This window comes from Sagittula marina (assembly GCF_014196795.1).
Taxonomy (GTDB): Bacteria; Pseudomonadota; Alphaproteobacteria; order Rhodobacterales; family Rhodobacteraceae; genus Sagittula; species Sagittula marina.
Window position 1 is genome coordinate 181,632 of the sequence record NZ_JACIEJ010000005.1, and the last position, 11,908, is coordinate 193,539.

Here is an 11,908-nt window from a genome sequence, read left to right on the forward strand (position 1 = left end):
GCGGGGCTGTGGTGAGGGAGAGTGATATGGATTTAGGCATGACCACGCGGGTCAAACCGCTGGTGGAGGCGGTGCGCCGCATGATCAGCGACGAAATCGCACCTTTGGATGCGGAGTTCCACGACGAGGTGGGTCAGCATCCAGACGGACGTTTTCATCACACCGCCCGCCAGTTGGAGATCCTTGATGGCCTGAAAGAGCGGGCAAAGGAACGCGGGTTGTGGAACTTCTGGCTGACGGATTCGGATCGTGGGCTGGGGCTGACGACGGTGGAATACGCCTACCTCGCCGAGGAGATGGGCAAGGTCGGCATCGCGGCGGAAGTGTTCAACTGCAATGCGCCCGACACCGGCAACATGGAAGTGCTGGAACGCTACGGCGCGGATTGGATGAAGGCCCGCTGGCTGGCACCTTTGCTGTCCGGCGACATCCGGTCGGCCTACGTGATGACGGAGCCGGATCTGGCGTCCTCTGATGCCGCACAGCTTGAGTTTTCTGCCGTGAGGGACGGCGACGACTACGTGCTGAACGGCGAGAAATGGTGGATCAGCGGGGCCGGGGATCCACGCTGTGGCCTGTATATCCTGATGGCCTGCACCGATCCCGAGGCGCCAAAGCACGCCCGGCATACCATGTTTGTCATGGACCCGGATCTACCTGGGATAGAGGTGTTGCGCCCGATGAAGGTGTTCGGCGCTGATGACGCGCCGCATGGCCATATGCACCTCCGCTTTACCGATGTGCGGGTGCCTGCGGCCAACATCGTTTTGGGCGAGGGACGGGGCTTCGAGGTGGCGCAGGGGCGGCTTGGACCCGGGCGTATCCATCACTGCATGCGGGCCATTGGTCAGGCGGAAAAGGCGCTGGAAATGATGTGCCGCCGGGGTCAAACGCGTGAGGCCTTTGGCAAGAAGATCATCGAGTTGGGGGCGAATTACGATATCATCGCCAATGCCCGGATGGAGATCGAGATGGCGCGGCTGTTGTGCCTGAAGGCAGCGTGGATGATGGACACTGCGGGCGTCCGTGCCGCGCAGCCCTGGATTTCGAAGATCAAGGTCGTGGCCCCGCTCATGGCGGGGAAGGTCATCGACGAGGCCATGCAGATGCACGGTGCGGCGGGGATTTCGCAGGACTTCGACCTCGCGCATATGTGGACCCATGTGCGGACCTTGCGGTTTGCCGACGGGCCGGACGCCGTGCATCGTCGGCAAGTGGCGCGGGCTGAGCTGAAGAAGTACAGCAATGACTGAGGACGAGCTGGCCCGCGTGTCCGGGTGGATGCAGGCGCATGTGGCGGACTTCGAGGGGCCGCTGGTGGCGGAGAAATTCGCGGTGGGCCAGTCCAATCCGACCTACCTTTTGCGCGCGGCGTCAGGGACTTATGTGTTGCGGCGCAAACCGGCTGGGGTGCTTTTGAAGTCCGCGCACGCCGTGGATCGAGAGTTTCGGGTGCAAGCCGCGCTGGCGCAGACCGACGTGCCGGTGCCGAAGATGCTGGCGCTTTGCGAGGACGAGGCGGTGCTGGGCGTGACGTTCTATGTCATGAGCCATGTGTCGGGCCGCAATCTGGTGGACCCGAGCCTGCCGGGAGAGGTGCCGGAAACACGCGCGGCATTGATGGCGGAAATGGCGCGGGTTCTGGCGGCGATCCACGACGTGGATCTGGAGGCCGTGGGGCTGGCGGACTTTGGTGCGCCCGGCGACTATTACGCGCGGCAGCTTGGCCGCTGGAGCAAGCAGTACCGTGCCAGCGCCACCGAAGCGCAGCCGGGCATGGATCGTCTGATGAGTTGGCTGGAAGAGAACCTGCCGCAGGAGGACGGGCCGCGCACATTGGTGCATGGCGATTACCGCATTGATAACATGCTGTTTTCCGAGAACGGGCCGGATTGCCTCGCGGTGCTGGATTGGGAGCTGTCGACCGTGGGGCATCCCTTTGCGGATCTGGCGGGCGTGATTATGCAGTGGCAGTTGCCGACAGGTGTCGACGGGCGCGGGCTGGCAGGATTGGACCGGGCGGCGCTGGGCCTGCCGTCTGACGAGGGCTTTATTGAAATGTATTGCAAGAACAGGCGGATAGAGCCCCCGTCCAATTTCGGATTCTATGTGGCCTTTGCGTTCTTTCGCATGGCGGCGATCTTGCAGGGGGTGAAAAAGCGGGCGCTTGACGGCAACGCGGCGAACCCTGACAAGGCGATGAAGCTGGGTGCCTACGTCCCCCAATTCGCGGAACTTGGATGGGAGGCACGCAAGCAATATGGATGAGCGTTTCAAGGAAGAACCCTATCCTTTTCAGGCACATGTGGGCATGACTGTCGCCGATTGGGGCCACGATATGTGCCGCATTGCGCTGCCCATCGAGCACCATCTGATGAACCGTCACATGAACGTGCACGGCGGGGTCTATGCCTCGCTCCTGGACACTTGCATGGGCTACGCCGGATGCTGGACCGGCGATCCGGACCGGGTGCAGCTGTGCCTGACCCTGTCCCTGAATGTGCAGTTTATTTCCCGACCCAAAGGCGTGCTTTTGACCGGCGTGGGCACGCGCACCGGCGGCGGGCGGGCGACATTTTTCGCCGAGGGCGAGGTTCATGACGAGACCGGCGAACTGGTGGCCAAGGGCACGGGCGTCTTCAAGTATCGCAAGCCGTCCTGAGGCCGGTTAACGCGCCGTGCGGTGTGATGAACACTGCGACCGCACACAACATATCGACCCGCCTGGCCGCAATTCTTAACGGCGTTAACCAGAACGACCGACTGTTCATGAATTGTTAGAGGACGAACCGACCGGTTCGCGCCGAAAAACCGGTCGGATGTTAAGCTTTGCGGGGCAGGGGCGTCCGACGTGGCGAAAAGCTGGTTAACGGGCGATTTTGTCGCAGCCGAGTACCAGATCGCCGACCGCAGAGGCAGGACCGGCGGCGCGGCGTGCCGATGGCATCAAGAAGGGGGAAGCGTCGTGGAAACTTACCTGAATTCACTCCGCCCGGTGCAGTTGCGATTGGTGGCCGCCGTCGCCTTGCACGGAAAGCTGGGCCTTGCGGCCAGCGCCTGTAACATGACGACGCCTGCGGCCTCTCGTATGTTGGCCGAATTGGAAACGCAGATCGGGACGGAGCTGTTTGAACGACGGCCCAAGGGCATGTTGCCGACCCCCGCGGGCATTGTGCTGTCCAGACACGCGCGCAAACTGGTGCATGACATCGACCAGATGGCGCAGGATTTCATGTCTCATCAAGGCGGCACGGCGGGCACCGTGCGGGTCGGGGCGGTCACTGGCGCCGCGCTCGCTGCGGTGATCCCCGCGATCCTTGCGCTGAAGCGCGATACCCCCTTGGTGGATGTGCAGATGGATGTCTCGACGTCCTCCCAGTTGATGCGCGGGCTGGAACGGCAGGCCTATGATTTCACGCTCAGCCGGGTCGGCCCGTATGACTATGCGCGGGATTTTGACATTCACCCGGCCAACAACGAATCCGTGTTTTTGATGGTGCGGCAGGGGCATCCGGTGGCGGGGCGCAACGGGGTGGCCCTGCGGGATCTGCGCAACCACATGTGGACCATGCAGGACAAGGGCGCACCGATCCGGCACGCGCTGGAGATCGCCTTTCATGAGGAAGGCACCGACCTGCCGGGAAACATCATCGAGACCGCATCGGTCGTGGCGATCATGTCGCTGTTGCGCGACTCGGACGTGATCGCGGTGGTGACACAGGAGGTTGCGGACCTGCTGCTGTCCCCGCCCTACAGCGCCGATCTGGTCCTGTTGAAAACGACGCAGCCGATCTCGATCGAGCCGTATCACATTCTCTGCCCCACCGACCGGCTGATGTCGCCGGCGGCGGAACGCCTGCTATCCTTGGTCAAACAGCAGATGAGGGGCGAGGTGTTACCAATGCTGTCAAGGCGAGACGCCAAGAAGTAAATTGTTTGTTAACGCGACTCCCGCCTAAGGTGCTTTTACTTCAGGACTGATACCTTGGGAGGGGACATGAAGGTTCGTGCCACGATCCACCGGGATTTCGCGCTCGCGCAGATCGACAACCGACTTTACTCTGCGTTCATCGAACATATGGGCCGCGCGATTTACACCGGGATCTACGAGCCCGATCACCCCACCGCCAATGCCCACGGGTTTCGCCAGGATGTGCTTGACCTGGTGAAGGCGCTCGACATTCCGGCGATCCGTTACCCGGGTGGCAACTTCGTCTCTGCCTATAAGTGGGAGGACGGCATCGGCCCGCAGGCGGACCGGCCCGTGCGGCTGGATCTTGCGTGGCGCTCGAAGGAGACCAATCAGGTCGGGATCAACGAATTCGCCCGCTGGGCCGATGAGGCGGGCATCGAGATGATGCTGGCGGTCAATCTCGGCACCCGCGGCATCGAAGACGCCCGCAACTTTGTCGAATACTGCAACCATCCGTCCGGCACCGCGTGGAGCGATCTGCGCCGGTCGCACGGCGTCGCGGACCCTTACGGTGTCAAGATGTGGTGCCTCGGCAACGAGATGGACGGCCCCTGGCAGATCGGCCACATGGAGGCCAAGGAATACGGTCGCCTCGCCGATGAGACGTCCAAGGCGGTGAAGGCCTTTGGCGGTGGCATCGAAACCGTGGTTTGCGGCTCGTCAAACGACGAAATGCCGACCTACCCGGATTGGGAACGGCAGGTGTTGGAGGAATGCTACGAGAACGTCGACTATATCTCGCTGCACAAATATTTCGGCAATTCCAGCCGCAACTCCCTGAATTACTTTGCCAAGATCGAAGAGACCGGGCGCTACATCCAGTCCATCGCCGGGGTCATCGACTATGTGAAGGCCAAGAAGCGCGCGAAGAACGACGTCTTCATCTGCTTTGATGAATGGAACGTCTGGTATCACAACCGCGAAGAAGATTCAAAAAACTGGCATAGCTGGGACTGGCCGGAGGCGCCCGCGTTGCTTGAGGAGGATTACAACCTCGAAGATGCGCTTTTTGTCGGTGGCTTGCTGAACGAATTCATCCGCCGTTCGGACCGGGTCAAGATCGCCTGCATCGCGCAGTTGGTGAATGTGATCGCCCCGATCCGCACGCAGACCGGCGGCCCGGCCTGGGCGACGTCGATCTACTATCCCTACCAGTTCGCCAGCCTGTATGGGCGCGGCACGGCGCTGAACGTGGCTGTGGACGGGCCGCGCTACGATGCAGAGGTGGCGCAGGATGTGAACTACCTCGACGTGGCGGCGGTGCTGGCACCGGGTGGCAAGGAGATCACCGTCTTTGCCATCAACCGTCATCTGGAAACCGAGATGGACCTGAACATGGCGCTGCACGGCTTCACCAATGTGACCCTGATCGACCATCAGGTGATGGGCGGTGACGCATCGCAGGCCCGGGTCGCCAACACCTGTGCGCAACCCGATCTGGTGAAACCGCGCAAAGGCGACAAGCTGTCGGTGGAGGACGGCGGTCTGACGGGTCAACTGCCCGCCTTTTCATACAGTGTCATTCGGCTGTCAGTCGGGTGAAACAGCGTGAGGAGGCAGGGAGCGCAGATTTGACAGGGGGGAGCGAGATGAACAGCACCGGCGTTCAATTGAGATCGGTGGAGAAAAATTTTGGCGCAGTGAAGGTCATCAAGGGCGTTGACATGGACGTGCAGCGCGGCAAGTTCGCGGTGTTCGTCGGCCCCTCCGGCTGTGGCAAGTCCACGCTGCTGCGGATGATTGCCGGGCTGGAGGAGACCTCCGGCGGCAGCATCCACATCGGCGACCGCGACGTGACAGATGCGGACCCCGCCGATCGCGGCGTGGCGATGGTGTTCCAGTCCTACGCGCTTTACCCGCACCTGACGGTGTTCGAGAACATGGCCTTCAGCCTGCGGCTTGCGAAACGCCCCAAGGCCGAGGTGAAACAGAAGGTGCAGGAGGCCGCGGCCATCCTGCAACTGACCGACCACCTGGACAAGAAACCCTCGCATCTGTCGGGCGGGCAACGACAGCGGGTTGCCATCGGGCGCGCCATCGTGCGCGCGCCAGAGGTGTTTTTGTTCGACGAGCCGCTGTCCAACCTGGACGCCGAATTGCGTGTGCAGATGCGTCTGGAGCTGGCGCGGCTGCACCAGAAACTTGGCGCGACGATGATCTACGTCACGCACGATCAGGTGGAGGCCATGACACTGGCCGACACGATATTTGTGCTTCAGGGGGGCCATGTGCAGCAATCGGGCGCGCCGCTCGATCTGTATGACGATCCGTCCAACCGTTTCGTGGCAGGCTTTATCGGGTCGCCGTCGATGAACTTTGTCGAGGCCACGGTGGAGGCCGTCACCCCGACCGGCATCACCGCGCAGTTGACCGGCCAGCCTGATGCGCGGTTTGATATCGCGCTGACCACGCCCCCCGCGACGGGCACGCCGATCACGCTGGGGATGCGCCCGGAGCATCTGACCATAACGGAGGGGACGGGGCTGCGCGTCACCGTGGATGTGGCCGAGGAGCTTGGCGGCGTTTCCTACCAGCACGGCACGCTGGCCAGTGGCGAGCCGATGATTTTTCAGCAGACCGGCGCACGCCACGGGATGCACGGCACGGTTCAGACCGTTCTGCCAGACGCCCAACGGATATTTGTCTTCGATGCGGAGGGAGACCGCATTCGATAGGCACCGCGCGGCACGACACATAACAAGGAGGAGGACTTATAATGAAACTGTTCACGAAACTGGCGACAGCCACGGCGCTGACCATGGGGCTTTCGACCTCGGCCATGGCGCAGGTCGAGCTTGAATGGTGGGATTTTCTCGCCGGCGGCGACGGTGTCCGGATGAAGGCGCTGATCGACGAGTTCAACGCCGAACACCCCGACATCCAGATCAGCGGCACCACGCTGGAATGGGGGCTGCCTTTCTACACCAAGGTGCGCACGGCCACCGCTGTGGGCCAGGGCCCCGATATCATGACATACCATTTGTCGCGCCTGCCGCTGGCGCTCGAAGAGGATGTGCTGACCCCAATCACCGATGCCGAGATGGGCGCCGCTGGCCTGTCCAAGAGCGACTTTTTCGAGGCCTCGATCACGGCTGCGTCGACCGACGACGGGCAGCTTATGGCGGTGCCCTTCGACATCCACGCGGTGGTCGCATATTACAACAAGACCGCGCTGGAAGGCACCGAGTGGCTGGGCGAAGACGGCAATCTGACGGGCATCGATTCGATCGAGGACATGACCGCGCTGCTGCAATGGGCCAAGGCGGAGGGCTTCTCTGATCCGCTTAGCTTCCAGTCCGAAGGTGGCGGCGGCACGTGGCGGATGTTCTACACGCTGCTGCGTCAGCAGGGCGGCGAAATGATCACCGATGGCGAAGTGCTGGCAGGTGACAACATGGACAAAGCGGTCAAGGCCATTCAGATCTTGGCTGACTGGCGCGCCGAAGGTCTGATCCCCGAACAGGCCGCTTACGAGGCCTCCGTTGCGCTGTTCTCTGGCCAGAAAGCCGTGATGCATATCAATGGTGTCTGGGAAGTGCCGACCTTCAAGGACTCCGCCGCCGATGGGTCGCTGGGCTTTGACTGGTTCGCCAACGAGGTGCCTCAGATGCTGGACCAGCCCGCCACCTGGGCGGATTCCCATGCCTTTGCCATTCCGAACAATCCCAACATGACCGAGGAAGAGCGCGAAGCCGCCCTGACCGTGATCGGCTGGATGCAGCAACATTCGATGGCATGGGCCGACGCGGGCCATATCCCGGCCTACAAACCCACGGTCGACAGCGACGAATATGCCGCGCTGGAACCCAACGCGACCTACGCGTCACTGGCGGAAAACGCGGCCTTTGATCCGCGGTCGAAAATCGCTGGCGTCGCCTCGCCCGTTTATGACGCGGTGGACAACCTGATCGCACCGGCGATTCACGGGTTCCTCAGCGCCGAAGACGCGGCCGCCCAGATGAAAGACCAGCTTCAAGGTCTGATGAACTGAGCTACGCCACAGGAGCGGGGGCGCGTTGCCCCCGGTCCACCCTTTGGACAGACCGGAGAGGGAGGCCGAGATGTCGCACTCCAATCGACGCAACCGCGAACTGCGGGCCGCTGCGCTGCTGGTGGCACCCTTTGTCTTTGTCTTCGCGGTCTTCTTTTTATACCCGACATACAAGGTCGTGGCGCTTAGCTTTACCGATGCGCCGCTGATCGGCGAGGGCACCTGGGTCGGCCTGGAAAACTACGCCAAGCTGCTGGGGGATCGGCTGTTTTATACCTCGCTGTGGAACAACTTCTACTTCGTGCTGCTGACCGTCATTCCCACCACCGTCATTGCTTTGATGATCGCGCTGTCCGTGAGCAAGCTCAAAGGCCGGATGCAGGCGCTGGTGCTGACACTTTTCTTTCTGCCCTACGTGCTGCCCGTTTCGGTCGTCACGATGATCTGGGCGTGGATGCTGGATTTCCAGTTCGGCATACTGCAACCGTTGATCGCCGCAGTGACCGGCAAGGCGGTGCCCGTGTTCAAGAACCCGCATTGGGTGATGCCGATGATCGCCGTCGTGACGGTGTGGTGGACCAATGGTTTCAACGTGCTGCTGCTGATCGCAGGGCTGCGCAACATTCCCGAAGATCTGTACGAGGCCGCCGCGCTGGACGGCGCGACCCCGTGGCAGCGGTTCTGGCGGGTGACGTGGCCGCTGCTCTGGCCCATCATCTCGCTGGTGCTGACGCTGCAATTGATCTTGCAACTCAAGCTGTTCGATCAGGTCTATCTGTTGTCGAATGGCGGCCCGTTCAACCAGTCTTATGTGGTGTTGATGCAGATGTACCGCGAGGCGTTCCAGCTGAACCACGGCGGCTATGCCTCTGCAATCGCTATGGTTCTGTTCCTCGTGATCGTCATTGTCTCGGTCCTGCAATTCCAACTTCTGCGTATCGGAGGGCGCAAATGACCGCCAAACGTGCCCGCAATTTCGCCTTCTCCGGCATCGTCCTGATCGCCGCGTGCATCTGGATCTTCCCGCTTTACTGGGCACTGACCACGTCGTTGCGCAGCGAGAACAGGATCGTCTCCGACGGTGCCGGGTGGCTGATCGACGAGCTGAACTTCTCCGCCTACGCGCAGGTGTTGTCGAACTCCAAACTTCCCGTCTGGTACCTCAACTCCGTCGGCACCTCGCTCATCATCACGGTGATCGTTCTGGTCACCGGCATGATGTGCGCCTACGCGTTGTCACAGCTCAGATTTCCCGGTCGTCAGACATTGTATCTGTTGGTGGTTGCCAGCTTCATGGTGCCGGTGCCGGCGCTTTATGTGGCGCAGTTCGTGCTGATGAATGACCTTGGACTGGTTAACACGTGGTGGGGCATCATCCTGCCGCAGCTGATCGTTCCGGTGGTGGTGATCGTCTACAAACAGTTCTTCGACGCCATCCCGAGGGAGATGCGCGAGGCCGTTTTGCTGGACGGTGGCGGTGAGTTCACGTTGCTGTTCAAACTGTATGTGCCGCTGAACTGGGGCATTACGGCGGCGCTTGGGATCATCACCTTTATCTCGGCGTGGAACAACTTCTTCTGGCCATTTCTTGTCTCCACGAGCGAGGGCATGATGACCATTCCCGTCGGCATCACGCAGGTCAACGACAGCTTTGGCGTGGCCTATGCACGGATGATGGCGCTGGCCCTTCTGGCGGCAGCCCCCGTGATCATCGGCTACCTGATTTTCCAAAAGCGCGTGACCGAAGCGGTGATGATTTCCGCAGGCGTAAAAGGGTAGGGGTCATAGACGGCGCAACACCTCATCGCGCAGGCGTTGTGCCATCGGTGACAGCGCATGGTGCCGCGATTGCAGCACCAGAAAAGGCGAGACCACGATGCTTTCGGTGGTGGTGATGACATCCAGATCCATGCCGGTCCGAGCCAGCATCTGCGCCACCTCCCGCGTCAGCGGCGCAATGGCGTTCGACCCGGTGATCAGGCTGAGCGCCACCAGGAGAGACGAGCTGTTCGTGACCTTGTCTGGCGTGTGCAGGTGACTGGAAAGAAAGGCGTTCTCCAGTGCGTTCCGGATTGGGGAACCCGCCTCCTGGATGACGAAATCATAGGGCTGCGTTTCGGCCAGAGACACCGTTTTACCCGCCAAAGGGTGCGACGCGCGCACCAGAAAGGAGATCACCTCCGTTCGGCCGGGATGCGCTTCGAAGGACCTTACCTGATTGTCGCCCACCAGCCGCGCCAGAACGAAGTCGAATCTCCCCTCATCCAGCCCTCGGATCAGAGTGACGGAGGGGGCGACTTCTATCGTGGGTTGAATATCTGGCACCTCCGCCCGTATCGCCGTCAGCGCGGGGACGAGCGCCGAGACCGCAGGGCCGGTCACCGTGCCCACCCGAACAACGCCGGCCTTGCCGCCGTGCAGCTTGCCCACTTCCGCGGCGAGGGCGTCGATTTCCGTCAGGATCACCCGCGCGTGGCGCACAAAGGCGGCGCCGATCTCGGTGGAGACCATGCCGCGCGGCAGCCGTTCGAACAGGGGGGCGCCCACATGTGTTTCGATCTCTGCCAACATGCGCGAGGCGGCAGGCTGCGACATGCCCACCGCTTCTGCGGCGAGTTGCAGCTTTCCCACGTCGTGAATGGCGCGGATCAGTTTCAGTTGCGGCGGTCGCAACCGCTGGATCAGGGGAGCACTCATGGTGAAGACATACCATTTTTGTTAATCAGGTGGGCGGAAATAGCATTGGCTTGATATATAAAAGTGAAATAGCCAGTGGGGGCAAGGCGGAGTCGGAGGAGAAGACGCCGCCGCATGAGGAGGAAATTATGACCCTGAAGTCCATTCTGGTCAGCACCGCGCTGGCCACCACACTTGCGACCGGCGCATTTGCAGACGGCCTTGTCGGGATCGCGATGCCGACGAAATCCTCGGCGCGCTGGATCTCGGACGGCGAATCCATGGTGAAGCAGTTCGAGGAAGCGGGTTACGACACCATCCTGCAATACGCCGAAGACGACATTCCCAACCAGCTGGCGCAGATCGAAAACATGATCACCAACGGCGTCGACGCGCTGGTGATCGCGGCCATCGACGGCACGACCCTGTCCAACGCGCTGGAAAACGCCAGCTACGCGGGCATTGATGTTGTCGCCTACGACCGTCTGATCCGCGACAGCGAACACGTCAGCTACTACGCCACCTTCGACAACTTCCAGGTTGGCGTGCAACAGGCCGAAACACTCGTGGCGGGGCTCGAGGAACGTTTCCCCGATGCGGACGTCTGGAACGTCGAGCTGTTCGGCGGCTCGCCCGACGACAACAACGCCTACTTCTTCTACGATGGTGCCATGTCGATTCTGCAGCCGCTGATCGACGACGGCAAGGTCAACGTCGTGTCCGGCCAGATGGGCATGGACACCGTGGGCACGCTGCGCTGGGATGGTGCGGTTGCTCAGGCGCGCATGGATAACCTGCTGTCGGCGCATTACACCGATGAAAAGGTGCACGGCGTGCTGTCTCCTTACGACGGTCTGTCCATCGGCATCCTGTCGTCGCTCAAGGGTGTCGGCTACGGCTCCGGCGACATGCTGATGCCCATCGTCACGGGGCAGGACGCAGAAGTGCCTTCGGTGAAATCCATCCTCGCGGGCGAGCAGTATTCCACCATCTTCAAGGACACCCGTGAACTGGCGCGCGTGACCGTGGGCATGGTCGAGGCGCTGCTCGAAGATTCCGAGCCGGAAATCAACGACACCGAAACCTACAACAACGGTGTGAAAATCGTGCCCGCTTACCTGTTGGAGCCGCTCAAGGTGACGGCTGACAACTGGGAAGAACGTCTGATCGACACCGGTTACTATACCGAAGACCAGATCAAGTAAGACCGGGGACGGAACTCCTCCCTGTCTCTGGTCCGTCTGGTCGCTGCGCCTTTACGGCAGCGA

General features: G+C 61.5%; 11 protein-coding genes. 10 read left to right on the plus strand and 1 reads right to left on the minus strand.

Annotated features, from left to right (window positions below; genetic code table 11):
- Nucleotides 1–26: 26 nt before the first annotated feature.
- The 9 genes from GGQ68_RS11355 to GGQ68_RS11395 all read left to right on the plus strand — a co-directional run bounded on the left by GGQ68_RS11355 (nucleotide 27) and on the right by GGQ68_RS11395 (nucleotide 9,743).
- Nucleotides 27–1,253, plus strand: coding sequence for an acyl-CoA dehydrogenase family protein (locus GGQ68_RS11355; RefSeq protein WP_183966058.1), 1,227 nt, complete (start codon nucleotides 27–29; stop codon nucleotides 1,251–1,253).
- Complete coding sequence (locus GGQ68_RS11360) at nucleotides 1,246–2,268, plus strand: phosphotransferase family protein (protein ID WP_183966060.1); 1,023 nt, start codon at nucleotides 1,246–1,248, stop codon at nucleotides 2,266–2,268. The genes GGQ68_RS11355 and GGQ68_RS11360 overlap by 8 nt, the downstream gene beginning before the upstream one ends.
- Nucleotides 2,261–2,662: a PaaI family thioesterase gene (locus tag GGQ68_RS11365; protein WP_183966062.1), complete on the plus strand. Its 402-nt coding sequence runs from the start codon at nucleotides 2,261–2,263 to the stop codon at nucleotides 2,660–2,662. Before GGQ68_RS11360 ends, GGQ68_RS11365 begins: the two co-directional genes overlap by 8 nt.
- Nucleotides 2,663–2,965: 303 nt before the next feature.
- Entirely contained in the window at nucleotides 2,966–3,931 is a 966-nt protein-coding gene (locus GGQ68_RS11370) for a LysR substrate-binding domain-containing protein (protein ID WP_183966064.1), read from the plus strand.
- A 66-nt stretch (nucleotides 3,932–3,997) separates the two neighbouring features.
- Nucleotides 3,998–5,515, plus strand: a complete 1,518-nt coding sequence (arfA, locus tag GGQ68_RS11375) for an arabinosylfuranosidase ArfA (RefSeq protein ID WP_183966066.1) — start codon at nucleotides 3,998–4,000, stop codon at nucleotides 5,513–5,515.
- Nucleotides 5,516–5,562: 47 nt separating this feature from the next.
- Nucleotides 5,563–6,648, plus strand: coding sequence for an ABC transporter ATP-binding protein (locus tag GGQ68_RS11380; RefSeq protein ID WP_183966068.1), 1,086 nt, complete (start codon nucleotides 5,563–5,565; stop codon nucleotides 6,646–6,648).
- Between the two features lie 41 nt (nucleotides 6,649–6,689).
- Entirely contained in the window at nucleotides 6,690–7,964 is a 1,275-nt protein-coding gene (locus GGQ68_RS11385; RefSeq protein WP_183966069.1) for an extracellular solute-binding protein, read from the plus strand.
- Between the two features lie 70 nt (nucleotides 7,965–8,034).
- Nucleotides 8,035–8,919 carry a carbohydrate ABC transporter permease gene (locus GGQ68_RS11390; RefSeq protein WP_183966071.1) on the plus strand — a complete coding sequence of 295 codons (885 nt, stop codon included), beginning with the start codon at nucleotides 8,035–8,037 and terminating at the stop codon, nucleotides 8,917–8,919.
- Entirely contained in the window at nucleotides 8,916–9,743 is an 828-nt protein-coding gene (locus GGQ68_RS11395; protein ID WP_183966074.1) for a carbohydrate ABC transporter permease, read from the plus strand. Before GGQ68_RS11390 ends, GGQ68_RS11395 begins: the two co-directional genes overlap by 4 nt.
- A 3-nt stretch (nucleotides 9,744–9,746) precedes the next feature.
- Here GGQ68_RS11395 and GGQ68_RS11400 read toward each other — a convergent pair whose 3' ends face one another.
- On the minus strand, nucleotides 9,747–10,661 hold the full coding sequence (locus tag GGQ68_RS11400) for a LysR family transcriptional regulator (protein ID WP_183966076.1): 915 nt from the start codon (nucleotides 10,659–10,661) through the stop codon (nucleotides 9,747–9,749).
- Between the two features lie 128 nt (nucleotides 10,662–10,789).
- Here GGQ68_RS11400 and chvE point away from each other — a divergent pair, with 128 nt between their 5' ends.
- Entirely contained in the window at nucleotides 10,790–11,845 is a 1,056-nt protein-coding gene (chvE, locus tag GGQ68_RS11405) for a multiple monosaccharide ABC transporter substrate-binding protein (RefSeq protein WP_183966078.1), read from the plus strand.
- Nucleotides 11,846–11,908: the final 63 nt, after the last annotated feature.